Annotated in this window: 24 protein-coding genes and 1 pseudogene; 10 read left to right on the forward strand and 15 right to left on the reverse strand. The window is 63.7% G+C overall.

Annotated elements, in window-relative coordinates:
* Positions 1-314: 314 nt before the first annotated feature.
* The 3 genes from AAHK20_RS18730 (at position 315) to AAHK20_RS18740 (ending at position 4,021) form a co-directional block, all read left to right on the forward strand.
* Complete coding sequence (locus AAHK20_RS18730; RefSeq protein WP_449183005.1) at positions 315-1,550, forward strand: acyl-CoA dehydrogenase family protein; 1,236 nt, start codon at positions 315-317, stop codon at positions 1,548-1,550.
* Between the two features lie 17 nt (positions 1,551-1,567).
* The gene (locus tag AAHK20_RS18735) at positions 1,568-2,560 is read left to right on the forward strand and encodes an amidohydrolase family protein (protein WP_449183006.1); all 993 of its coding nucleotides are present in this window, start codon (positions 1,568-1,570) and stop codon (positions 2,558-2,560) included.
* 93 nt (positions 2,561-2,653) lie between these two features.
* Complete coding sequence (locus AAHK20_RS18740; RefSeq protein ID WP_449183007.1) at positions 2,654-4,021, forward strand: MFS transporter; 1,368 nt, start codon at positions 2,654-2,656, stop codon at positions 4,019-4,021.
* Positions 4,022-4,162: 141 nt separating this feature from the next.
* Here AAHK20_RS18740 and AAHK20_RS18745 read toward each other — a convergent pair whose 3' ends face one another.
* Positions 4,163-4,513, reverse strand: a complete 351-nt coding sequence (locus tag AAHK20_RS18745) for a hypothetical protein (protein ID WP_449183008.1) — start codon at positions 4,511-4,513, stop codon at positions 4,163-4,165.
* A 152-nt stretch (positions 4,514-4,665) separates the two neighbouring features.
* On the opposite strand from AAHK20_RS18745, the pseudogene AAHK20_RS18750 reads away from it, so the two are divergent.
* Positions 4,666-5,544 (forward strand): annotated as a pseudogene (locus AAHK20_RS18750) (AraC family transcriptional regulator); the annotation flags it as partial.
* A gap of 84 nt (positions 5,545-5,628) precedes the next feature.
* On the opposite strand, the gene AAHK20_RS18755 reads toward AAHK20_RS18750, so the two are convergent.
* The 14 genes from AAHK20_RS18755 to nac form a co-directional block, all read right to left on the reverse strand.
* On the reverse strand, positions 5,629-6,402 hold the full coding sequence (locus AAHK20_RS18755) for a glucose 1-dehydrogenase (protein ID WP_449183009.1): 774 nt from the start codon (positions 6,400-6,402) through the stop codon (positions 5,629-5,631).
* A 39-nt stretch (positions 6,403-6,441) separates the two neighbouring features.
* Positions 6,442-7,290, reverse strand: a complete 849-nt coding sequence (locus AAHK20_RS18760; protein WP_449183010.1) for a transporter substrate-binding domain-containing protein — start codon at positions 7,288-7,290, stop codon at positions 6,442-6,444.
* A gap of 87 nt (positions 7,291-7,377) precedes the next feature.
* Complete coding sequence (locus AAHK20_RS18765) at positions 7,378-8,106, reverse strand: amino acid ABC transporter ATP-binding protein (RefSeq protein ID WP_449183011.1); 729 nt, start codon at positions 8,104-8,106, stop codon at positions 7,378-7,380.
* Between the two features lie 27 nt (positions 8,107-8,133).
* The gene (locus AAHK20_RS18770; protein ID WP_449183012.1) at positions 8,134-8,883 is read right to left on the reverse strand and encodes an amino acid ABC transporter permease; all 750 of its coding nucleotides are present in this window, start codon (positions 8,881-8,883) and stop codon (positions 8,134-8,136) included.
* A gap of 2 nt (positions 8,884-8,885) precedes the next feature.
* A complete protein-coding gene (locus AAHK20_RS18775) occupies positions 8,886-9,587 on the reverse strand; it encodes an amino acid ABC transporter permease (RefSeq protein WP_449183013.1) in 702 nt (233 codons plus the stop codon).
* Positions 9,588-9,793: 206 nt separating this feature from the next.
* Entirely contained in the window at positions 9,794-10,822 is a 1,029-nt protein-coding gene (locus AAHK20_RS18780) for a 2-hydroxyacid dehydrogenase (RefSeq protein WP_449183014.1), read from the reverse strand.
* A 29-nt stretch (positions 10,823-10,851) separates the two neighbouring features.
* Positions 10,852-11,610 carry an SDR family oxidoreductase gene (locus AAHK20_RS18785; protein ID WP_449183015.1) on the reverse strand — a complete coding sequence of 253 codons (759 nt, stop codon included), beginning with the start codon at positions 11,608-11,610 and terminating at the stop codon, positions 10,852-10,854.
* Between the two features lie 159 nt (positions 11,611-11,769).
* On the reverse strand, positions 11,770-12,537 hold the full coding sequence (locus tag AAHK20_RS18790) for a LamB/YcsF family protein (RefSeq protein WP_449183191.1): 768 nt from the start codon (positions 12,535-12,537) through the stop codon (positions 11,770-11,772).
* 84 nt (positions 12,538-12,621) lie between these two features.
* Positions 12,622-13,080, reverse strand: coding sequence for an acetyl-CoA carboxylase biotin carboxyl carrier protein (locus AAHK20_RS18795; protein WP_449183016.1), 459 nt, complete (start codon positions 13,078-13,080; stop codon positions 12,622-12,624).
* Between the two features lie 3 nt (positions 13,081-13,083).
* On the reverse strand, positions 13,084-14,097 hold the full coding sequence (locus tag AAHK20_RS18800; RefSeq protein WP_449183017.1) for a 5-oxoprolinase subunit C family protein: 1,014 nt from the start codon (positions 14,095-14,097) through the stop codon (positions 13,084-13,086).
* Complete coding sequence (pxpB, locus tag AAHK20_RS18805; protein WP_449183192.1) at positions 14,094-14,765, reverse strand: 5-oxoprolinase subunit PxpB; 672 nt, start codon at positions 14,763-14,765, stop codon at positions 14,094-14,096. The genes AAHK20_RS18800 and pxpB overlap by 4 nt, the downstream gene beginning before the upstream one ends.
* Before the next feature lie 71 nt (positions 14,766-14,836).
* Positions 14,837-16,189: an acetyl-CoA carboxylase biotin carboxylase subunit gene (gene accC / locus AAHK20_RS18810; protein WP_449183018.1), complete on the reverse strand. Its 1,353-nt coding sequence runs from the start codon at positions 16,187-16,189 to the stop codon at positions 14,837-14,839.
* 6 nt (positions 16,190-16,195) lie between these two features.
* Complete coding sequence (locus tag AAHK20_RS18815) at positions 16,196-16,651, reverse strand: acetyl-CoA carboxylase biotin carboxyl carrier protein (protein WP_449183019.1); 456 nt, start codon at positions 16,649-16,651, stop codon at positions 16,196-16,198.
* Positions 16,652-16,870: 219 nt separating this feature from the next.
* On the reverse strand, positions 16,871-17,797 hold the full coding sequence (gene nac / locus AAHK20_RS18820; RefSeq protein WP_449183020.1) for a nitrogen assimilation transcriptional regulator NAC: 927 nt from the start codon (positions 17,795-17,797) through the stop codon (positions 16,871-16,873).
* A 204-nt stretch (positions 17,798-18,001) separates the two neighbouring features.
* Here nac and AAHK20_RS18825 point away from each other — a divergent pair, with 204 nt between their 5' ends.
* The 6 genes from AAHK20_RS18825 to AAHK20_RS18850 all read left to right on the forward strand — a co-directional run bounded on the left by AAHK20_RS18825 (position 18,002) and on the right by AAHK20_RS18850 (position 24,685).
* Complete coding sequence (locus AAHK20_RS18825; protein WP_449183021.1) at positions 18,002-19,210, forward strand: aspartate transaminase; 1,209 nt, start codon at positions 18,002-18,004, stop codon at positions 19,208-19,210.
* A gap of 172 nt (positions 19,211-19,382) precedes the next feature.
* Positions 19,383-20,453: a porin gene (locus AAHK20_RS18830; protein ID WP_449183193.1), complete on the forward strand. Its 1,071-nt coding sequence runs from the start codon at positions 19,383-19,385 to the stop codon at positions 20,451-20,453.
* Between the two features lie 171 nt (positions 20,454-20,624).
* On the forward strand, positions 20,625-21,767 hold the full coding sequence (locus tag AAHK20_RS18835; protein ID WP_449183022.1) for a Re/Si-specific NAD(P)(+) transhydrogenase subunit alpha: 1,143 nt from the start codon (positions 20,625-20,627) through the stop codon (positions 21,765-21,767).
* Between the two features lie 10 nt (positions 21,768-21,777).
* A complete protein-coding gene (locus AAHK20_RS18840; protein WP_449183023.1) occupies positions 21,778-22,101 on the forward strand; it encodes an NAD(P) transhydrogenase subunit alpha part 2 in 324 nt (107 codons plus the stop codon).
* Positions 22,098-23,537 (forward strand): NAD(P)(+) transhydrogenase (Re/Si-specific) subunit beta, encoded by a 1,440-nt coding sequence (locus AAHK20_RS18845; RefSeq protein ID WP_449183024.1) that lies wholly within the window; start codon positions 22,098-22,100, stop codon positions 23,535-23,537. The genes AAHK20_RS18840 and AAHK20_RS18845 overlap by 4 nt, the downstream gene beginning before the upstream one ends.
* A 113-nt stretch (positions 23,538-23,650) precedes the next feature.
* Positions 23,651-24,685 (forward strand): L-idonate 5-dehydrogenase, encoded by a 1,035-nt coding sequence (locus tag AAHK20_RS18850; RefSeq protein WP_449183025.1) that lies wholly within the window; start codon positions 23,651-23,653, stop codon positions 24,683-24,685.
* Positions 24,686-24,779: the final 94 nt, after the last annotated feature.

Raw genomic sequence — 24,779 nt, forward strand, 5'->3', positions numbered from 1 at the left:
CGAAAAACGCTTTGCGCGAGACGGTCGAGCACTGGCTCGCCGCGGATCCGACGAACGGGCTTCGGGTCACCGAATTCAGAAACAGACGATCCACGCGCGAATGCTATGTATGCGTCGAGACCTTGACGGCGACAGGTCCCGTTGCGCTGTTCTTCTTTCGTCACCAAGACGGCGCGTGGCGCGTATTCCCGCCGAGTCCGGAACGACCGACAATGCGCGCCGCCTAAAAGCCGGCGAACTTTTATCTCACCCGGTAACGCCGCAATTTCCAGATATACCGCTGCTTTCAGACCCGAGTCCATGGAGGAGATGTCATGATTGTTGTCGAAAGACAGACTGAAGCTACGAATGCCCCTCAACCATCTGCGCCGAGTGTCAGCGAACTCCGCTCACGCATTGCGACTTTGCGCGGCACATTGCTATCGCGTGCGTCGCGGGTCGAGGCCGATCGCCGTGTCCCTGCAGAGAGCATTGAGGCGCTACGCGAGGCCGGGTACTTCGACATTCTGCGACCGCACGAGTTTGGAGGGTACGAATTCGACTTTTCGACACTCGTCGACCTGAATATCGATCTGGCCAAATGGTGCGCCTCAACGGCCTGGGTTGCCGGCCTGCTTGCCGCCCACCAGTGGCTCGTCGCGAGCTTCCCGGGACAAGCGCAACACGACGTGTGGGACAGCAATCCCGATGCGCTCGTTTGCGGCTCCTATGCCCCGGTATGCCAAGCGGAGGCCGTTGCGGATGGTTACGTCATCAGCGGCCGCTGGAGTTTCGCGAGCGGTTGTGACTGCGCACAGTGGGCATTGTGTGCGGCAGTGCTCCCGTCGACGAGTGACCGGCCGGCAGCGGGGCCGGCTTTCCTTCTCGTGCCCGCCACGGATTACGTCATCGACGACACGTGGCATGTCGTGGGCCTCGCCGGAACCGGAAGCAAGACACTCGTTCTCGACAAGGTGTTCGTGCCCGCGCATCGCGTACTCCTGTTCTCGGAAACGACGAGTGGACAGACCCCCGGCGCCGCTCTCCATCGGCATCAACCGGGCTTTTCCATCCCCATGCTCAGCGTCATTCCGTCCTGCCTCGCCTCGGTGGCGGTCGGCGCGGCTTATGGCGCGCTCGAGGACTATCTCGAACGCACCAGCCGGCGCGTGACTCGCGGAGCCGTAGCCGGCGCACAAAACAGGATGGCGGAGTTTCCAACCATCCAGCTTCGCGTCGCTGAAGCCGCCGCCAGTTGCGATGCAGCGAAGAAGGTCTTGCTCGCCGATCTGCAGGAGCGGGAAGCCACGGTGAACCAGGGGCAACAGATTTCCGTCGCGGAACGGATTACGAGTCGTCGAGGCCAGGCGTTTGCCGTTTCCCTGGCCATCCGCGCGACGGAAGCACTCAACGCATCGACGGGCGGTCAGGGGCTCGACTTGTCCCATCCGGTTCAACGCGCCTGGCGCGACGCCAATGCGGTGGGCCGCCACATCAGCATGAACTGGGATACCGTTGGCACCATGTACGGTCAACTGGAGCTCGGCCTTGAACCCAAGGGTCAATATTGAATGTTATGGGGAAGCCAATGTCATTCACTACGCGACGCAAGATTGCCCTCGAGGAGCACTTTGCCATCGAGGAAACCGTGCAGGACTCAGCGGGCTTCGTCCCCGCAACATACTGGCCAGAATTAAAGCATCGCTTACTGGACATCCATGAACGTCGCATTCGCGAAATGGACGAAAACGGCATTGAGTTGATGATACTGTCGCTCAACGCGCCCACTGTTCAGGCGATTTCGGATACCCGAGCCGCCTGTGAATTGGCGACGCGCGCCAACGACTTTCTGGCTCAGCAGATCGCAAAACGGCCGGACCGCTTTCGCGGTTTTGCGGCGCTTCCGATGCAGGACCCCGAGCGCGCCGCCCGTGAACTCGAACGTTGCGTCAAGGAGCTGGGATTCGTGGGCGCTCTCGTCAACGGATTCTCCCAGGTCGAGGGAGAGCCCGGCATGCTGTACTACGATCTGCCTCAGTATCGCCCCTTCTGGGCAACGGTTCAGACGCTCGACGTCCCGTTCTATCTGCATCCGCGCAACCCTTTGTCGGCGCACGCGCGCATTTACGAAGGCCATCCGTGGCTACTTGGACCAACCTGGGCCTTCGGTCAGGAAACCGCGGTGCATGCGCTGCGCCTCATGGGATCGGGCCTGTTCGACGAATTCCCGCATTTGAAAATCGTCCTCGGGCACATGGGTGAAGGCCTGCCTTACAGCATGTGGCGCATCGACAATCGCAACGCGTGGGTTGAGACTCCGCCAAACTATCCCGCGAAAAAGGGCATTGCCGAATACTTTCGCGCCAATTTCTGGCTGACGACCTCCGGCAATTTCCGGACTCAGACGCTCATCGACGCCATGTTGGAAATTGGGGCGGACCGCATCCTTTTCTCGACAGATTGGCCGTTCGAGAACGTCGACCATGCGGCCCGCTGGTTCGACTCCGCGGCAATCAGCGAAAACGACCGGGTCAAGATCGGCCGGACTAACGCAGCGCGTCTCTTCAAACTTGAGGCGTGAAAGAATTTTGTTGCAATAGACGAATGAAGCCTGACCGGCCGTCCCGCTGCCATGACGGACCGCCGGCTCAGGCCAGTCACGGAGCGAGACACCATGCAACCGAATATGATCGATGCGCAAGACGAGCTCGCGCACGCGCCGGTGGGCGCCGTACACGTGCGGCTCGGCATACTCCTCGCCCTTCTTACCCTGTTCGACGGGTACGACACCTTCAACCCGGCGTATGTCCTTCATTACGTCCGCGGACCCTGGAATTTGACGCTGCAACAGGCTGGCATGCTCGTATCGAGCGGACTGATCGGCTTCCTCTTCGGTGCAGCGCTGCACGGCGCCATCGCGGATCGTATCGGCCGGCGCGTCACACTCCTTGCCGGGCTCTGGATCACGACGATATTCTCGCTCCTCACCGCCCTGCTCGCCCATTCGTTCGGCTCGTTCTGCTTACTGCGTATCTTGACCGGATTAGGTCTTGGGGTACTCCTTCCGCTGTCGACGACATACATCAACGAGCTGGCCCCCCGCCACGTCGCCAACACGTATTCGCTATGGGGCGTCGCCCTTGGCTGGGCTATTGGGGGCGCCGCGGCCGGGATCGTTGGGGTGTACCTGACGCCGCTCATCGGCTGGCGCGGTCTGTATTGGGTCGGGTCCCTTTCTGTCTTTCTGCTGCCGCTCGTCCACTGCTACCTACCGGAGTCGCCCAAATTCTCCCTACTGCGCGGGCGTACGGCCGAAGTAAAGTCGCTACTGCAAAAACTCAGGCCCGAACGCGCGAACCACTATCAAGCCGTAGAGCTGGCACCCGTGCCATCGTCGATCGGCGTGCCGGTCGCGGTTCTCCTCGGCAAGTCGTATCGTCAGCTTTCGCTTTCCATCTGGACCACGAGCTTTCTGAGTCTTTTCTGCATCTTCGGACTGTCGGCCTGGATTCCCACGCTCATGCAGCTTCGCGGCGAAAACTTCGCCGCCAGCTTCGCATTCGGCGCGCTCATGCAAGTGATGTCGTTCGTCGGTGGACTCGTGTGCGCCCGTCTAGTCGACCGTTGCGGCTCTGCGCGATTCTGGCTCTGTCTGTGGTGGCTCGGCGGAGCCGTGTCGATCGCGATGCTGATTCTCTTTCATCAGCACTTAGTCAACTTACTCGGCAGCGCCGCGGCGGGCTTTTTCATCATCGGTGGCCAGTTTGTCCTGAATAACTTCACGGCCGCGTCCTACGAGACCGGCATGCGCGCGACGGCAGTCGGCATGGAATTGGGGATCGGCCGTCTTGGCGCCATTCTCGGTCCTGTCATCGGCGGAGCGATTCAGCAGTCGTTTGGCGGAACGTCCGCCATGCTGGTCGCGTTGTCCATCGCCTCGGCGGGAGCGGCGCTGGCCGTACTCCTTGCGCAGCCGAAGAAGCCCTGCATCGCGGAGCGACACCACACCAACGGCGGCGACGCTGCAACTCGCGTAGCGTAACGCACGTCTACCTTGCACCCTACGAATAACTAAAGTGCAAACCTCGCGCACCCGACCGGCAGCGCCATTGACCAGAGGACATCATCATGAATTAGTGAGTCGCGCGATGCCTCGTCGTTCATTTCTTCGGCATTGCAGTCTCTAGAAGAAGCCGGTCACATGGGTCAAGCGCCCTTGCTCATTGAAGCGAGCGAATATCTGAGCGCTTCTGAACTCCCCCCCTTCTTTGTTGCATAACCCCACGTCCGCTAAGAGCTGGCCGTGGTGGAAAAGAAGCCGATGCGGCTTAAAGTACGCTCCTGGGAACCGCTGTTGGAAGTGGCTAGTGTGCTCGACCAGATTGGCGAATCCTTGGTCCTCCAGGGCCGGGCTCGAAAACACGATGTCATCTGTCACGCTTTGCCTGAGCAGGCGTTCTCGGTCAGCTACTGCGATGTCGGCGTAGGCGTCCAGGTAGGATTTCCAAAGCTGTTCGATTGTGTCTTGGTTCATTTGTAGTCCTTTATTAATTGTTCGCACTGAGGTTTAGCGGTTTTGGTGAAACGCTCGGTCTGACGCCTCCACCTGGCTTCTAGGATAGGTGGTAGCCTTTGCACTGTCGATGACCGTAACTCCGAAAGTATTTATCTCTCGTCCAATACCGCATGGCTCCATTTCTTGATCTCATTCGTCTGCTTCGGCCGCGGGTTACGCTATGGGGCCGCACTGATGGCGTCGGCCGCTGGGGCGTGTCGTTTCGCAAGAGAGACGAATTGCTGTTTTGCTGGGTGGAGCGGGGCGAGTGCCAGCTGACACGCCCGCATGTTGCGCCCGTGCATCTGCAGCCCGACGACTTCGTTCTGATTCGTACCGATACGCCGTTCGCGCTCACTTCGGACCCGTCCGTCGAGCCTGCTGATAGCGAGACGCTAGTCGCGACCACAAGGGATACAAAGCTGAAGCTCGGTGAGGGCACCGGTTCTCCAGTGACCATTCATGGCGGCAAATTTGTATTCGATACAGCGAACGAGGCGTTGTTGACGGGTTTGCTTCCGGCACTGGTTCACGTCGCAGCTGGCGACACGTCCTCGTGGCGCGTGCGTTCTCTGTTAAAAATGAATGAGACGGAGTCTCTGCAACAGGGACCTGGCAGCGAGTTCGTCACCGCGCGCCTAATGGAGCTGATCCTGGTGGAGATACTTCGAAATCCGGCGCTGCGGGTCAACCGGGAGCATACGGGTCTGCTGGCAGGTCTTGCCGACCCTGTAACAGCGCGTGCGTTATCGGCAATGTATGGAGATGCGGCGCGTGACTGGACCGTCTCCGGTCTCGCCCAGCTATGTAATGTCTCGCGCTCCACGCTAGCCGCTCGGTTTCGTCAGATCGTTGGAACAGGACCGATCGAGTACCTGCAGCATTGGCGAATGGCCCTCGCCAAGGATGAACTGCGCCGCGGAACGTGCAGCATCAGCGAAATCGCCTTTGCCGTCGGCTTCCAGTCTTCGAGTGCGTTCAGCACGGCGTTTGCCCGGGCTGTGGGGTGCTCACCGAGCCGCGATGAGCGCGAATTATCACAGCTAGCGGTACACGTCCCGCTGCCATATAGCGCGACCCTGCCGAACGCTTACCTAAAGCGTCGCTGTGACACCTCCATCCACATACAGAACGTGCCCATTCACAAAACTCGATGCCTCACTCGCGAGGAACACCGCGGCGCCGACCAGATCCTCGACATCACCCCAACGACGCGACGGCGTGCGGCCGATCAGCCAGTCGCTGAATTTCTCGTCCTTCACCAGCGCCTCGGTCAACTCGGTCTTGAAGTAGCCCGGGCCCAATCCGTTCACTTGAATGCCGTGCTGCCCCCAGTCGATCGCCATGCCTTTGGTCAGCATCTTCACGGCCCCTTTGCTCGCGGTATAGGCCGCGATGTTGGGACGACCGAGTTCGCTCTGCACCGAGCAGATATTGATGATCTTGCCGCGCTTGCGTTCGATCATGTGCCGCGCGACAGCTTGCCCGACCAGAAACACGCTATCGACGTTGGTTTTCATCAGTTCGTGCCATTGATCGTGGGAGAACTGCTCCAGCGGCGCGCGGCGCTGCATGCCGGCGTTGTTGACGAGGATGTCGAGCGCGCCGATGTCCCGTTCGATGCCCGCGATTGCGGTTCCGACTTCGTCCGGCGACGTCACGTCGAAACCTGCCGCGTGCGCCGTTGCGCCTTCGCCGCGCAGGCGTTCGACAGCGGCGGCCAGGCGCGCCTCGTTGCGCCCGTTCAAGATGACTTCGGCCCCCGCCCCCGCCAGCCCTCGGGCAAGCGCAAAGCCGATTCCCGTGCTCGATCCCGTAATAAGCGCACGGCGACCGGCAAGACTGAACAACTGCAGATTGCTTTCCACTTCGACTCCTCTTTCATCTAGTCCAGTCTTATTGCCGGATCACGACACCGGCGTGAACTTGAGCTCGTTGATCGGCGTGACCTTGTCGGTCCGAGTGATACCGTACGGCGTCTTCGGCCCGAGCCACTTGTTGAAGATGCTGTTCATCTCGCCGCTTTGCTCCATCGCCAGCAGCGCCTTGTTGACGGCGCCGAGCATGGCCGGCTCGTTCTGCCTCAGGCCCACCGCAATCGGTTCGATCAGCATCGGCTCGGACGCGATGGCTACGGCTCCATCAGTCCCTTCGACCTGTTTCGCAATCTTCGTCGCCGTCATCTGATTGGTGACGAAGCCCTTCACCTTGTTCTGCTCCAATGCGAGGAACGCCGAGCTGGTGTCATGGAACGTGACCGCTTGACCATCCTTGATCGAGATCGGAATCGACTGCGCGGACGTCGATCCGTCCGCGGCACTGATCTTCTGTCCGGCGAAATCCGCGAGCTTCTTGTTCGCATCGACTTTCTTCACGACCAGCACTTCCTTCGTCGAATAGTAGGCGTTGCTGAAATCGATCTGCGTCGCGCGCGTCTTCGTGTACGCGAGGTTCGCCACGACAATGTCGACGCGCCCCAGCTTCAGTTGCGGAATCCGGGCCTCGACGGCGAGCGGCTCGAGCGTCGCCTTCACGCCAAGCTGTTTCGCAATCGCATTGCACAGGTCGACGTCCATGCCCTCGAGCTGGCGCGTCTGCGCATTCGGATACGAAAACGGTTCGACGTTCGAGTACACGCCGCAGGACAGTTCCCCATGGCTCTTCACGTCGGCCAACTGATCGGCGTAAGCCGGAGCGATTACTGCGGCAGCGCCGCACACGATCAACATCGCGGTGCAAATCTTCGTTACCTGCATTGCCAGACTCCTCATCGTTATATAGAGCAATTCAACCCGTTGATCGAACGGTGTGGACTCGCTTCGTCAGCGCGACGCCAACCTCGCCTAGTGCGTGCGAAGATCCGACAGAAAGCGCTGCGCACGCGCATGCTTCGGACGCGAGAAGAACTCTTCGGGCTCCGCCGCCTCGAGAATCTGGCCCGCATCCATGAACCACACGCGGTCTGCCACCTCGCGTGCAAAACCCATTTCGTGCGTGACGCACATCATCGTCATCCCCTCCTGCGCGAGGCTCTTCATGACGTTCAGCACTTCCCCGACCATTTCGGGGTCGAGCGCGCTGGTGGGCTCGTCGAACAGCATCGCGGGCGGATCCATCGCCAGCGCCCGAGCGATCGCGACACGCTGCTGCTGGCCGCCCGACAGTTGAGCCGGATACGATTTCGCCTTGCTCGACAGTCCCACGCGCGATAGCAGGTCCAGTGCCTTCCGCTCCGCTTCCGCGCGCTTGAGACCATTCACGCGCATCGGCGAAAGCGTGATGTTGTCGAGCACCGACAGATGCGGGAACAGGTTGAACTGCTGGAACACGAAGCCAATGCGGCTGCGAAAGGTGTTCAGACGCAGCTTCCGGTCGTGAATGTCCTGTCCGTCGAAGAAGATCCGGCCGCGGTTGATTTCCTCGAGCCGGTTGACCGTGCGGATCAACGTCGACTTGCCGGACCCGGAAGGACCACATACGACGACGACTTCGCCTTTGCGCACTTCGGCATTCACGTCCACGAGAGCGTGATACTCGCCGTACCATTTGTTGACGCTGGAAAACTTGATCATGCGACATACCTCGACGTGAGTGGGCGCCTAGTTCTTGCCAGGCAGCGGTTCGGCCAGCGCGACGACACTCGCCTTCGTGTTCGCGGCAGACATGCCGGCCCGCTTGCGGGTCACACGCCGCTCCAGATGCTGTGCGAACTGCGTCAACGCATAGCACAGCGCGAAATAGCTCAGTGCAAGAATCAGGTAGACGGGAAACGGCTTCGTCAGCAGGCGGTTGTTGATCTGGTCCGCCGCGAACGAAATCTCCTGAACGTTGATGATGTAGCCGAGCGACGTCTCCTTGATCGTCGAGACGAACTGCGTGAGCATGCTCGGCACCACGTTGTAGAGCGCCTGCGGCAGAATCACGGCGCGCATCGTCTTCAAATAGCTGAGGCCGAGTGCGCGCGACGCTTCCGTCTGGCCGCGCGGCAGTCCCTCGATCCCGGCGCGGATGATTTCACCGAGGTACGCGGAGTCGTACACCACCAGCGCGCACAGCATCGTCACGAACCCGGTAACCGGATAGCCGGTCAGTACGGGCACGAGGAAGTACACCCAGAAGATCACCATCAACAGCGGCACGCCGCGCACCAGATAGACGAGCCCGGTCGCGGGCGCGCGCAGCACCTTGAACGGACTGATGCGCGCGAGCGCCACCAGAATGCCCAGCGGAAACGCGATCACGAGCGCCGACAGCGACAGCAGGATCGTCAGGACGATGCCGCCCAGCGGCCCGTGCGGGTACTGCCCGATCAGCAGCAGCGTCCAGTTCTCTCGCAGGATTTCGAACATGATCACTTGACTCCTGGGATCCGGAAGTGCGCCGCGATTCTTGCACCGCAGAACATGATGACGAGTGAGAGGCCGAGGTAGACCGCCGTCGCGACGAAGTACGATTCGAACGACAGGAAGGTCTCGTTCTCGATCTGACGCGTCACATAGGTGAGTTCCGCCGCGCCGATCGCCATCGCGAGACTGGTGTTCTTGAAGAGCAGCACGGCGTGGTTGACCATCGGCGGGATAGCGTTGCGCAGCGCCTGCGGCAGCACGACGTGACGCATGCCGGAAAGGAAATTCAGACCCAGCGCGCGCGATGCTTCGTACTGTCCATAGGGGATGGCCCGCAGGCCGCTGCGGATATCCTCCGACAGATAGGCTCCGCTGCACAGGCCGATCGCGATCACCGCGAAGATGAACTGGCCGTTGTAGTGGTTCAGGATGGCCTGCACCTGATCGGGCAGGATGTTCGAGATGCCGAAGTACCAGAACAGGATCTGCACCAGCATCGGCACGTTGCGGTGATACGCGACGAACGTGGCGACGAAGGCGGTCGCCGGGCGCGCGTTGGTCATGCGTATCAAGGTCAGAAGGATGCCCACCATCAGCGAAAGCACCCAGGCTGACGCGGCCATCGCGAGCGTGAGTTCCACGCCATGGAGGAACAGCGCTCCATTGTCGCCTTGCAGCACGGTCGCCAAGTCGAAGTGAAGTTTCATGATGCCCATCCCAGTGATTCAGACCCGGGCCACGCCCCGGCCCGTTCGGCGTGCGGCAGCGCCGCGCGTCATCCTGCGCTGCTATCTGCTACAGGGTTGAATCGATACTAGCCCGCGAAAAAAAGCCGTTGCAGACGCCTTTTATCTGGTGCAATAAGTTTCGGGAATGATGGGGAAAACGCGGTTCGTCTCTCAATGCCGTTGCTTCACGCGGCGCCGATCGCGCTTGCCGCCGTAGCGCGCGAACCCAGCACCTGCGGATTCACGGGCGTAGGCGGTTTGCCCGCCGCCGGACCGCAGCCGAGCGCAGCGATCAGGTTGTCCGCGCAAAGCGAGGCCATCGCGCGCCGCGTCGCAACCGATGCGCTGCCGATATGCGGCGTCAGCACCACGTTCTTCTGAGCGAGCAGCGCCGGACACACTTGCGGCTCGCCTTCGAATACATCCAAGCCGGCCGCCGCGATGCTGCCTTCGTTCAGCGCGACGGCGAGCGCCGCGTCGTCCACCACACCGCCTCGCGCGATATTCGTCAGCGTGGCCGACGACTTCATCTGCTTGAGCTCGCCCGCGCCGATCGCATGATGCGAGCTGGCCGAATATGGCACCACCACGATCAGATGGTCGGACTCGCGCAACAGCGTCTCCTTGTCGACGTAGTGCGCGCGGCAACCTTCTTCCAGCTCCGGCGCGAGCTGCGACCGGTTGTGATAGATCACGCGCATGTCGAAGCCGAATGCGCCGCGCCGCGCGATCGCGCGCCCGATGCGTCCCATGCCGAGAATGCCGAGCGTCGAGCCGTGAATATCGCCGCCGACGAACATGTCGTAGCGCCCCGTCTTCGTCCATAGGCCGCCGCGCAGATAGTGCTCGGACTCGCTGATCCGCCGCGCCGTGGCCATCATCAGCGCGAAGCCGAAATCGGCTGTGGTGTCGGTGAGCACGTCCGGCGTATTGGTCACGATGACGCCACGCGCCGTGCACGCCTCCACGTCGATGTTGTTGTAGCCGACGCCGATGTTGCACACGGCCTTCAGCTGCGGACAGGCATCGAGCAGCGTCGCATCGATCCGGTCGCTGCCCGCCGTCATTGCGCCGACCTTGCCCTGCAACCGGGCGATCAGTTCGGGCTGCGTCCAGATCGTGTCGTCCGGATTGTCGGTGACGTCGAAGTCCACACGCAGGCGATCGACGACATCCGGGAAAGAAGCCCGGGTAACGAGTACCGGTGCACGCATGAACACTCTCCTTGTCTGGGGCTTTGCGCCTACGCTTCGTTGTCACCCGGCTCACGTTTGATCGTCGTGAGACCGCCCGGCACCTGCAGCGTGGGCAGGATTTCCATGTTGCTGATGTTCACCGCGAGCGGCGCGGCGATCGCAAAGGCGATCGCATCCGCGATGTCTTCGGGCGTGGGCAGCTCGAAGCCCTCGATGAACGTCTTGCGCGCCTCTTCGATGTTGCCGTGCACGTGACCGAAGATGTCGGTCGCCACGCGGCCCGGGCAGATCTCGGTCACCCGCACGCGCCTGCCGGTCGCATCGACGCGCAGCTGACGCGACAGCGCATGAATCGCGGCCTTGGTGGCGTGATAGATCGAATTGCCGTTGAAGTTGTAGATCGCGGCAATCGAGCTGATGTTGACGATGTGACCGCGATCGCGCGCGACCATACCCGGCATCGTGAGCCGGACGATATGCAGGACCGCCTGCAGGTTCACTTCCACCTGCACGTCGATGTCCTCGATGCCCGCGTCCAGTATCGAGCCTTTGCGCGATACGCCGGCGTTGTTGACGACGATATCGAACGGCACCTCCTGCGTGAGCTTCGTCACGGCCGGCAGATCGCTGACGTCGATCGCGTGCGCAATGCAGCCGGTGCGCTTCGCGAGTTCGTTCAGGCGCTCCGCGCTGCGCGCAAGCGCATGCACTTCGAGCCCTTCGCGGCAGAATCGCTCGACGATCGCGGCCCCCATTCCGGTGGAAGCGCCCGTCACGAGCGCGGTCTTGTAGTCTGAAAACGGCATTGATGACCTCTGTCTAGAACGCTGTGTATCGCATCACGACACCTGCGATACGTCTGTTGGAAATGTAGATGACGCGAAAACGCGCGGCAAAGACGGAATGGCTTTGTCACGATAAGGCTCGCTTATGGCCCGGCGACGCCCGCTATAAAAAGCTGCAGGCTAGCGCGCCAGCTTCGAGACCGGCACCACGCGGCCACCCGCCGCTTCAATCGCGCCACGCACCGCGCGCGCAAGGTCGACCGCGCCCGGCGTGTCGCCGTGCAGCAGGATCGATTGCACGGCGACCTTGAGCCTGTTGCCGGTGATGGTCGTGATCGTGCCGTCCTCGAGCAGCGCCTTCACGCGCGCCAACACCGCCGCGCGGTCCTTGATCACCGCGCCTTCGAGCTTGCGCGACACGAGCGCGCCCTGATCGTCGTACGCGCGGTCGGCAAGAAACGTGTTGGCCGTGCGCATGCCGATGCGGTCCGCCGCGCGTTCGATCTCGGTATGGGTGGACACGCTGATGATCAGATCGCGGTCGAATTCCGCCACGGCTCTCACCAGCGGCTCGGCCAGCGCGTAAGAGGCCGCCGCCATGTTGCCGAGCGCGCCATGAAAGCTCATGTGCGTGACGCGATGCCCCGCCGCCTTCGCGATGCCCGCAAGCGCGCCCATCTGGTACACCACGTAGTTCGCCAGTTCGAGCGGATCGGCCTCGATCGGACGGCGGCCGAAGCCGAGCAGATCGGGAAAACCGACATGCGCGCCCACTTCGATTCCGCGCGCGAGTGCAAGACGCACGGTCTTGTTCATGATGACCGGATCGCCCGCGTGAAAACCGCACGCGACATTCGCGGACGAAACGACATCGAGCATCGCTTCGTCCTCACCCATCCGGTAAGGTCCGAAGCCTTCTCCCAGGTCAGCGTTGAGATCTATTTCCATCATCGACTCTCCGTTCTTCGATCCGTCCGGCGCGGCGCAATGAGGTGCAAGCCGCTGCCGTCCGGATGCCATTGATCGACGTGCTCAGGGCGCCGGTGAAATCTCGAACAGCGGTGTGCCGTAGCCCACGGTCTCGCCATGCGCGACGAACCGCTGCTTCACCACGCCCGCTCCCGGCGCAACCACCGGCAAGTACAGCTGCGCTATCTGCAGCAGCCCGATCACCTCGCCCTGCACGACACGCGCGCCAACTTCGACGAACGGCGCCTGGCGCGCCGGATGCGTCACGACAAATGTCCCCACGGTGTCGGCCACCACGCTGACGGCATCAGCGCGTGCCGGTTGCGCACCGCCCGCGCGGCCGTCTAGTGCGCGTTGCGTCGGCAACGGCAGCGACGCATCGTCACCGCCACGGCGGGTATCCAGCTTCAGCCGCACCGTCGTGCCTGCTCTGCTGACCTCGATGAAGCCGATATCCCTGGCCGCCAACCACGATGTGATCTGCCGCAGCTCCCCGAGGTCCACTTCCGGTTTTTGTGTCATGTATCAGTGTCTCGAGGAACGAACCAGGCCAATCAGATTGCGGACCCGCAGCAGATACGCATCGAGTTCTTCGAGCGCCGCAACCGCTTCGTGGTACGACGTCTGCACGAAGCGGATCTTCGTCCCGATGCGGGCCTGCGCGAGCCGCCAGAGGTCCGCCTCGATCACCGTGCCGATCTTCGGATAGCCGCCGGACGGCTGCGCGTCGCGCAGCTGGATGATCGGCTGGCCGCTGTACGGCACCTGGATCACGCCGGGCACGATGCCATGCGAGCGCTTTTCGATGGGGCGCACGGGTTCGAGCGCCGGCCCGGCGAGACGATAGCCATACCGGTCGCTTTGCGGCGTAACCTTCCATCCTTCGCGCCAGAACGCGTCGATCGATTCCGGCTGGTAGCAGTCGTATTCGGCCGCGGGCAGCACGCGCACCACGGTCTCGTCCGATTGCGCGGACGGCGTGCACGGCGGAGCCGGCAACGCGTGCTCGGGCGGCACCGTGCCGAAACCCGCGCCCTGCCCCTGCGCCATCGCATCGGGTCCGGGCCTGCCGGCAAGACCGGCCGCCTTCACCACATCGCCCTTCTGCAGCTGACGCCCTTCGAAACCGCCGAACTGACCGCGCAACTGGGTGCTGCGCGAGCCGAGCACGACGGGCACGTCCACGCCGCCCGCGAGCGACAGGTAGCAGCGCGTGCCGTTGGCCGGCACGCCGACCGTCAGCACGTCGCCCTTCTTCGCGTGCGTCGTCCACCACGGCAGCACGGGCTTGTCGCCGAGCCGCGCCGCGCAATCAGCGCCCGTGAGCGCAAAATCCAGATCCTCGAGAAAGCGGATACGAAACGGAAACACCGGAATTTCGATGCCCGCCGCGTCATCGGGATTGCCGAGCAGCAAGTTGCCGACCGCGAGCGCGAGCCGGTCCATCGCGCCCGCCGTGCCCACGCCGTAGCGCAGATACCCTTCGCGGCCGTGATCCTGCACCGTGGCCAGCGCGGCCGAAGACAGCACTTCGATCATCGCACTACCCTCTCGATGCAAAAGCGGATCATGTCGCCCGGCGCGAGCGTTGCCGGCTCGTCGCGCGACGGATCGAAGAACGCCATCGACGTATGGCCGATCGTATTCCAGCCGCTCGGCCCGGCGGACGCCGACACCCCCGTCTGCACGCCGCCGATCGACACCGCGCCGCCCGGCAGGCCCAGCACCGGCACCTTGCGGCGCGGCGTGGCGATGCGCGGGTCCATCCCGCCCAGATAGCAGTACCCCGGGTGGCTGCCCAGCGCATACACGGTATACAGCGGCGCGCAGTGCCGCTCGACGACCTCGTCGACGGACAGCCCCGTGTGATCGACGACGTCCTGCAGATGCGGCCCGAACTCGCCGCCATACGCGACCGGCAGCTCGACCACCTTGCCTTCGATCCGCAGTTCGCCGGCCGCCGCCCACGCGTCGCGCAATGCGTCGGCAAGCGCATCCGGGTCGGCGGGCGGACGAACGAATGTCAGCATCAGGTTGGTGACGCCGGGCACGGCTTCACGCACGCCCGGCCATGCGGCGACTTCGCGCGCGAGCGACCAGATGCGCCGTTGCGCGGGCAGATCGAGCGCGCCCGGCGCTTCGAACAGCATCGCCGTCGTGCCCAGCATGCTGATGCACAGTTGTTGCTCCACTTCGTCGTGGTTCATCGCCGTCGCGGTCCGCCCGCTGTGCTGTCGTCGGCCGCCCAGGACGGACGACGCGTGCTCGATGGTCAGCGTCATGCCTGCTCCCTTTCTGCGAGCCAGCGCTCCAGATGATGAATGTCGACTCCGCCCGCCCGAAAGCCTGCCTCGTCGAGCATCGACAGATGCAGCGGCACGTTGGTGCGAATACCTTCCACGCGCAGCTCCGCGAGCGCGGCGCGCATGCGCGTCAGCGCCTCGTCGCGCGTCGCGCCGTGCGTGATCACCTTCGCGATCAGCGAGTCGTAGTAAGGCGGTACGACCGAACCGCTGCTCACGTGCGAATCCACTCTCACGCCGTTGCCGCCCGGCAGTTCCCACACGCCGATCGTGCCCGGACAAGGCAGGAAGGAAACCGGATCTTCCGCATTGATCCGGCATTCGAGCGCGTGACCCAGCGTCTGGATCTCGCGTTGCGTGACGCTCAGCGCGTGTCCCTGTGCGATGCGAATCTGTTCCCGCACGATATCGATGCCCGAGGTCATCTCCGTCACCGGATGCTCGACCTGCAGCCGCGTATTCATTTCAATGAAGTAGAAGCGGCCGTCCTCGAACAGGAATTCGAACGTGCCTGCCCCCCGATAACCGATCTGCCGGCACGCTTCGACGCAGCGCTCGCCGACGTGGCGGATCCGTTCCGGATCGATGTCCGGCGCGGGCGCCTCCTCGAGCACCTTCTGGTGCCGGCGTTGCAGCGAGCAGTCGCGCGACCCGAGCCACAGCGCGTTGCCGTGCGTGTCGCACAGCACTTGAATCTCGACGTGACGCGGATGCTCGAGAAATTTCTCGAGGTAGAGCTCAGGCTTGCCGAACGCGCGACGCGCCTCTTCACGCGTCACGTTGACCGCTTCGAGCAGCTGATCGGCGGCGCGCACGACGCGCATGCCACGGCCGCCGCCACCGCCCGCGGCCTTCACGATCACGGGAAAGCCGATCTCCTCGGCGGTCCGCATGATCGCGCCGGGATCGTCGGGCAGGCCGCCGTCGGGGCCGGGCACGCACGGCACGCCGGCCGCGCGCATCGCGCGCTTGGCTGCGACCTTGTCGCCCATCGTGCGGATCGACTCTGGCGCCGGACCGATGAAGGTCAACCCGGCGCGTTCGACTTCCTCAGCGAACTCGGCGTTCTCGGACAGAAACCCATAGCCCGGATGTATCGCTTCCGCGCCGCTCACGTGCGCGGCGAACAGGATCGCCGCGCGGTTCAAATAGCTGCGCCCCGGAGCGGCGGGACCGATGCACAGCGCTTCGTCGGCAAGCCGCACGTAACGCGCGTCCGCGTCCGCCTCCGAATACACCGCGACCGTCCGCAAATCGAGTTCGCGGCACGCCCGCAGCACACGCAGCGCAATTTCGCCGCGATTGGCAATCAATACCTTGTTGAACATGGTCGATCAGCCGATGCGAAAGAGCGGTTGGCCGGATTCCACTTCACTGCCGGGCTCGACGAGAATCTCGCGGATCGTGCCGCTGCGCTCGCATTCGATCGCGTTGAACATCTTCATCGCTTCGATCGTGCACAGCACCTGCCCTTCGCCGACCGCGTCGCCCAATTGCACGAACGGCGCCTCGCCGGGGGACGGCGTGAGGTGGACGACGCCGAACATCGGCGCGCAGATGAGCTGGGTCGTCGTACCGCCCATGTCGTCCGCGGTTGCTGACGAGAACGTGGCGGGTATCGGTTCGGCAACGCGTGCCGCGCCGTCACCGGCCGGCCGGACGTCGCCACCCCTGCCGCGCTGCGTCGTCTTCACGAGCTTGACCCGCTCGTCGCCCTCGATCACTTCCAGACTCGCCAGCGGCGACTCCGCCAGCAAATCGATCAGTGCCTTTATCTTCTGAAGATCCATCCTTGAGTCCGTAGCCGGTTGGGCACGCGCCGTCACGCCGGCACGCACGAAGCACCGCGGCTGCGCGATGACCGCAGCCCAGGCCCGGTCCGTGTCGCCAGCTCGATGGCAAGCCTCGTCGCCCGGGCTCAGCGCGCCAGGCGAGTGGCGATGGACTCAATGTATCTGGCGCAGAAAAATTGCGCCAAGAGGGTTTGGCTTTGTCGCGATAAGGCGCGCTTATGCATCGGCGCCGGGCTCGACGCGCACGCCCAGCGCGAGGTCGCCCGCGAGCTCCAGCAGGATGTCCTTGACGGCCGCGGCCGGTTCGGAAAGCGGCAGATGGTCCGAGAGGCAGACCGACAGCGGGATCTTGATGACCGGCGAGACGATGCGCGACTGCACGATGTCGCCCGCGGCGGCCACCACCCGCGCGGTGGATTCGGGAAGAATGGTCGCGCCGATCCCAGCGCCAACGGCAGCCGAAAGCGTCGAGGCGGACTCGATCTCGGCGACCACGTTCGGGATCATCTGCACGCTCGCGAATCCTTCGTCGACATACTTGCGCAGATAGTTGTACGGGCGCGGCAACAGCAGCGGCACGTCGCGCAGGCCGCTGACGGGGATCCGCTCCTGCGTGATGCCCATGCTGCGCGGCGAGACGAGGAACAGCTCCTCGTTCATCAGCAGTTGGAATGAGAGCCCATGAACCGGCTTGTCGCCATACAGCACGGCCATGTCCATGCGGCCGTTCATGATCAGCTCGCTAAGCGTCGTGCCGAAGTTCTCGTTGATATAGAGCAGGATGTTCGGGTGGCGGGCGCGGACCGTGCGCAACAGCGGCAACGACAGCGCCGAGGCGCCGGTGCCCGGCGCAAGTCCCACCGACACCTGCCCGGAAAGGGTCTGCCCAGCGCTCTTGACGTCCGCCTGCGCCTGTTCGTACTGGCGCAGGATCAACTGCGCGTGGCGGTACAGGGTCGCGCCCGCTTCCGTGACCGTCACGCCGCGCTTCGTGCGCACGAGCAGCTGCTGCTGGAACTCGTCCTCGAGCGTGATCAGTTGCTGGCTCAACGCGGGCTGGGCGATATGAAGCACTTCGGCGGCCTGGGTCAAGCTGCCGATGTCGACGATCTTCACGAAGTACTTAAGACGCCGAAGATTCACGGTATTTTCACCTGAGGGATGAAGGGTAGCGCTTATGATAGGTCAAGCGCCCGCGCGCGCCCAGTCGGCAAAATCCATAGCCCTGCATCGCGCACCTCGTCGCGTCATAAGCGGATGTTATTGCACCAGCGGAAAGACATCTTGGCTTCAACTTTTTCGCGCGCTTAATGTGAAGCCTCGTCAAATACCGTCGAGGAGTCCAGTGTGAGTGCAGCGCGCATCGCCGCCCGTGTCCAGCGGATCAAACCATCGCCGAGCAGCGCCGCAGCCGACCGGGCCGCCGAGTTGCGCCGGCAGGGCAAGCAGATCGTCAATCTCGTCGTCGGCGAGCCGGACTTCGACACGCCAGCCCACATCCGCCAGGCGGCGTTCGAGGCGATGGAGCGCGGCGAAACACGCTACACGCCGACGGCCGGCACGCCCGCACTGCGCGCGGCGATCGCGGCGAAACTGCAACGCGAGAACGGGCTCACCTACGACGCGCGGCACATCGTCGTGACGTGCGGTGCCAAACATGCGATCTTCAACGCGCTCGCCGTCACGGTGGAAACCGGTGACGAGGTGCTGATTCCCGCGCCCTACTGGGTGTCCTATCCCGACATGACGCTCGCTTGCGACGGCGTGCCTGTCGTCGTGACGTGCAGCGAACAGGACGGCTTCAAGCTCACGTCCGCCGCGCTCGAGGCCGCGATCACGCCGCGCACGCGCTGGCTGATCATCAATTCCCCGACCAATCCGACGGGCGCCACCTACACGGAAAGCGAACTGCGAGCGCTCGCCGACGTCCTGCTGCGTCATCCGCAGGTGCTCGTGATGATGGACGACATCTACGAGCACATCCGCTTCGAAGGCGATGCCGTGCCGCACCTGCTCGCGATCGAACCGCAGCTCGCCTCACGCACGCTCGTGGTCAACGGCGTGTCGAAAACCTACGCAATGACGGGCTGGCGCATCGGCTACGTGGCCGGCCCAGCCGAGCTCATCGCCGCGCTGGACACGCTGCAGTCGCAGTCGACCAGCAACGCGTGCTCGATCAGCCAGGCTGCGGCGCTCGCCGCGCTGACGGGCGATCAGACCTTCGTCCAGCAGTCCGTGCAGACCTACAAGGCGCGGCGCGATCGCGCACTCGAAGCACTCAACGCGATTCCCGGCATCAGTTGCAAGACGCCCGGCGGCGCGTTCTATCTCTATGTCAATTGCAGTGGATTGATCGGGCGCATGACGCCGCAAGGCAAGCGTCTCGATGGCGATGCGGACGTCGTGCTCTATCTGCTCGAGCAGGCCGGCGTCGCCGTGGTCGCGGGCTCCGCCTATGGCGTCTCGCCGTTCTTCCGCATGTCGATCGCGACGAGCATCGACATCATCGACGAGGGCTGCCGCAAGATCGCAGCCGCCGTCGCCGCGCTCGACTAAGAGTCAGGCGGCGGCCTCGCCAGCGGGACCGCCGCGTCCTATAAAGACATGCCGCGCCGTCGAGACGCGGCAGTCGGCTTAGTGCATTCCTTAGTGCATTCATTTCCAGGCAAACCGACAAGGGGATCTATCCGTGAAGAAACTAACCTTAGGCATACTAACCGTATCGACGATGGCGGCATCCGGCGCCGCCTGTGCGCAATCGAGCGTCACCCTCTACGGCATCATCGACGAAGCGGTGCGCTACGACACGCATCAGAACACGTCTGGCGGCAAGCTCTTCACGATGGGTAGCGGCGGGCAGCTTTCAGGCAGCCGCTGGGGGATGCAGGGGAAAGAAGATCTGGGCAGCGGCTACGCGGCTCTATTCCAGCTGGAAGGCGGCTTCACGCCCAACACCGGAGTCACGCAACAGTCGACGCCCTCCGGCGCCGTGCGGCTGTTCGGCCGCACCGCCCTGGTCGGTTTGAGCAGCCCGTACGGAACCGTGACGCTGGGGCGCCAGTACACGCTGGTGCACGAGACGGGCTGGACGCACGACATCTACGCGTTCGCCAACTACACGGGCACGGTCGGCTTCCAGGGCGCGGGCGAAACGGGCGGCGGCCGGCTGGACAATACGGTCCGCTACACGTCGCCGACGCTGGCCGGCTTTACCGTCAAGGGCGCCTATACGTTCGGACAGCAGGCGGGCAACTTCCACGCGAACTCGTCGCCGGCGGTGAGCGTTTCGTACGATAACGGCCCGCTGAGCGTCGGCGCGGCCTATCAAGTCGTCAACGACATCGGCGGTCTCAATCCGTCCAGCTCGGTTTACGGCAGCACGTACTTCGGCCTGACGATCCCCGACAGCTCGCAAAAGATCTTCACGACCGGCGCGACGTACACGTTCGGCTCAGCCAAGCTCTACGGGTCGTACATCTACAGCCACGTCTATCCCGCCGACTACCGCAACGACTCGTTCTCGACGGCGGTTCAGTACTACATCACGCCCGCATTCGTGCTCGACCTGCCTCTCTATGTCGACTTCGTGCATCACGCCGGCCAGAGCGGCACCCGCATCACGGGCGGCCCGACCTTCGACTATCTGCTGAGCAAGCGCACCGATGTCTACGTCGGCGTCGACTACAACCATCTGACGGGCGCTTGGACGAAGCTCGCAGCCGCTTCGGGTTCGAATCAGCCGTTCTATGGCTTCAATTCGCTGTTCGAGGCCACCATCGGCCTGCGTCACCGGTTCTAGGTTCCCGCATCGCGAGCGCCCCGCGTTCCCCGCGCGCGCGGCGCCAGCCGATTTGGCTGTTCGTCGATCGCATCGGGACGCGTCAAGTGTCCCGATCATCCCTTCCCGTCTCGACGAGCAGACGGATTCCCCACCCTTGCATCACCCCCGCCATTTCAGGAGGAGACCCAGATGAGAATCGGCATCCCTGCCGAAACCCGCGCCGGCGAAACGCGCGTCGCCGGCACCCCGGAGACGGTCAAAAAACTGGTCGCGCAAAGTCATACGGTACTGATCGAGAGAACGGCCGGCGAGCGCGCGCATTTTCCCGATGCCGCCTATGCGCAGGCCGGCGCCACGCTCGTGAGCGCGGCCGAAGCCTGGGATGCCGAACTCGTGCTGAAGGTCCAGTCGCCGACGGACGCTGAGCTCGCGCACATCAGAAGCGGCAGCCTGCTCGTCGGCATGCTCGATCCTTTCGACGCCGAGCGTGTCGCCCGCATCGCCGCAAGCGGCGCCCGTGCGTTCGCGCTCGAAGCGATTCCGCGCACCACGCGTGCGCAAAGCATGGACGTGCTGTCGTCGCAGGCCAACATCGCAGGCTACAAGGCGGTGCTGGAAGCGGCATCGCTCTATCAGCGCTTCTTTCCCATGCTGATGACGGCCGCCGGCACCGTGAAGGCAGCGCGCGTGCTCGTGCTCGGCGCGGGCGTCGCGGGCCTCCAGGCGATCGCAACGGCAAAGCGCCTCGGCGCGGTGGTCGAGGCATCCGATGTGCGCCCTGCCGCGCGCGAGCAGATCGAATCGCTGGGCGCCAAGTTTCTCGACGTCCCCTATGAAACAGACGAAGAGCGCGAAATCGCGCAGGGCGTCGGCGGCTACGCGCGCCCGATGCCCGCCTCGTGGCTCGCGCGCCAGAGCGCACTGGTGCACGAGCGGGCCGCGCAAGCCGACATCGTGATCACGACGGCGCTGATCCCGGGACGTACCGCGCCGACGCTGCTCGACGAAAACGCCGTCCGCGCGATGAAGCCCGGTTCGGTGATCGTCGACCTCGCCGCCGGCCGAGGCGCGAGCTTTGAGGGCCGTCGCGGCGGCAACTGCACGTTGACCGTAGCCGACGAGATCGTGATCCGGCACGGCGTCCACCTCGCCGGCCATACGAATCTTCCCGCGATGGTGGCGACCGAAGCGTCGTCGCTCTACGCGCGCAACGTGCTCGATTTCCTGAAGCTGATCATCGACGCCGAAGGCCGTCCGAAGATAGACACCAGCGACGACATCGTCGCCGCCACCCTGTTGGGCCACGACGCGTCGGCCCTGGAAACCGCATGACGGACACGCGATGGAACTCATCTCTCACACCACGACCAATTTGATCATCTTCGTGCTCGCCGTCTATGTCGGCTACCACGTCGTATGGAACGTGACGCCTGCGCTGCACACGCCGCTGATGGCCGTCACGAACGCGATATCGGCAATCGTGATCGTCGGCGCCATGCTCGCGGCCGGCTTGACCGTCGGCGCCGCAGGCAAGGCATTGGGGGCGTTCGCCGTGACGCTCGCGGCGGTCAACGTGTTCGGAGGCTTTCTCGTGACACGCCGCATGCTCGACATGTTTAGAAAAAAGGCCGGCGCGAAGGCGGCCGCAGACGGAGACAATCGATGAGCTTAAATCTCGTCACGCTGCTGTATCTCGTCGCCTCCGTCTGTTTCATCCAGGCGCTCAAGGGCCTGTCCCATCCGAAGAGCGCGCGGCGGGGCAATACGTTCGGCATGGCCGGCATGGCGGTCGCGATCCTGACGACCGTCGCGCTCATCGCGAAGCAGGCCGCGACGCTGGGCTCCGATCTGATGCTTGGGTGCTCGGTGCTGTTCGTCGCGCTCGTCGTCGGCGGCTCGATCGGCACGGTGATCGCCGCTCGCGTCGAGATGACGAAAATGCCGGAGCTGATCGCGGCGATGCACTCGCTGATCGGCCTCGCCGCGGTGTGCATTGCCTGCGCGGTAGTCGTCGAGCCATCCGCGTTCGGCCTCGCGGAGGCCGGCGGTTCGCTGCCTGCCGGCAACCGCGTCGAGCTGTTCATTGGCGCGTTCATCGGCGCGGTGACGTTTTCCGGCTCGGTCATCGCGTTCGGCAAGCTGTCCGGCAAATATCGCTTTCGCCTGTTTCAGGGCACGCCTGTGGTGTACCGCGGGCAGCACCTGGTCAATCTCGCGCTGGCGATCGCCGCGATTGCCTTCGGCATTGCATTCGTCGTCACGCAAGCGTGGTTGCCGTTCGTCGCGGTGACCGTCATCGCGTTTGCGCTGGGCGTGCTCATCATCATCCCGATCGGCGGCGCCGACATGCCGGTCGTGGTCTCGATGCTCAACTCGTACTCTGGCTGGGCCGCCGCGGGCATCGGCTTCTCACTGAACAACCCGATGCTCATCATCTCCGGCTCGCTCGTCGGTTCGTCCGGGGCGATCCTGTCGTACATCATGTGCCGCGCCATGAACCGCTCGTTCTTCAGCGTGCTGCTCGGCGGCTTCGGCGCGGAAAGCGCGGATAACGGCGCAGCGAAACGCGAACAGCGCCCGGTCAAGTCGGGTTCCGCTGACGATGCGGCGTTCCTGCTCGGCAACGCCGAGTCGGTGGTCATCGTGCCCGGCTATGGACTCGCCGTCGCGCGGGCCCAGCATGCGCTGAAAGAGCTGACCGACAAGCTCACCGGCAAGGGGGTCGACGTCCGCTATGCGATTCACCCGGTGGCCGGACGCATGCCCGGGCACATGAACGTGCTGCTGGCCGAAGCGGAAGTGCCTTACGAGCAGGTGTTCGAAATGGAAGACATCAACGCGGAGTTCGGCCAGACCGATGTCGTGCTCGTGCTCGGCGCCAACGACGTGGTCAACCCCGCCGCGAAAACCGACCCGTCCTCGCCGATCGCCGGCATGCCCATTCTCGAGGCCTACAAGGCGCGCACCGTGATCGTCAACAAGCGGTCGATGGCGTCCGGGTACGCCGGCCTCGACAACGAACTCTTCTACATGGACAAGACGATGATGGTGTTTTCGGATGCGAAGAAAGTCATCGAAAACATGAGCAAGGCGCTCGACTAGCCCGACATAAGCGGCGGCTATCGGCCCATACGACATCGATCTTTGTCTCGGGTCCCATTCGCCGCTACCGTATAGAAGGACGGTTCACGTCTCAACCCATACAGGCAATCACCATGCACGCACTTGTTATCCACGCGCCGCTGGATCTGCGCATCGAAGACATCCCCACCCCGGAACCCGAAGCCGATCAGCTGCTCGTGCGGGTTCGGGCCGGCGGCATCTGCGGCTCCGACCTTCACTATTTCAACCATGGCGGATTCGGCACCGTCCGCATTCGCGAGCCGATGGTGCTCGGACATGAGGTGTCGGGCGTCGTGTCGCGCGTCGGCTCGGCCGTGAGCGACATGCCTGCCGGCACGCGCATCGCGATCAGCCCGAGCCGGCCTTGCGGGCTGTGCCAGTACTGTCAGCAAGGCCTGCAGAATCACTGCCTCGATATGCGCTATTACGGCAGCGCGATGCGCATGCCGCACGTGCAAGGCGCATTTCGCCAGGAGATCGTGATCGAGCGCTCGCAGGCCCACGTCGTGGCCGACTCGTTGAGCGATGCCGAAGCGGCGATGGCCGAGCCGCTGTCGGTTGCGTTGCATGCGGTCAGACGTGCCGGTCCGATGCTCGGCAAACGCGTGCTCGTGACAGGCTGCGGGCCGATCGGCGCGCTGATCGTCGCCGCCGCGCGCCGAGCCGGCGCCGCCACGATCGCGGTCACGGACGTGAATACGCTGCCGCTGGAAAGCGCGAAGAAAGTCGGCGCCGACCTCGCGTTCAACGTGGCCGACACGCCGGATGCACTGCAACCGTTCGCCGTCGACAAAGGCAGCTTCGATGTGCTGTTCGAGGCAAGCGGCAACGCGGCTGCGCTGCGCGGCGCGTTCGACGTGCTCAAACCGCGCGGCGTCATCGTGCAGGTCGGACTGGGCGGCGACATCGCATTGCCGATGAACGTGCTGGTCGCCAAGGAGTTCGATCTGCGCGGCGCGTTCCGCTTTCACGAAGAGTTCGCAGTGGCGGTCGAGCTGCTGAACAAAGGGCTGATCGACGTCAAACCCCTGATCTCTGGCGTCTTTCCGTATCAGGAGTCCGTCAAGGCATTTCAAAGCGCTGGTGATCGATCGAAGTCGATGAAGGTGTTGGTGACGTTCGATTGATGGCGTGGACGTAACGACCAGTCGCGCAATGGACAATGCGCGGCTGGTCACGCAGCAGGATGATTACTTCGGACCTCACATGCGGCGGCTGCAA

This window comes from Trinickia camelliae, from assembly GCF_053525655.1.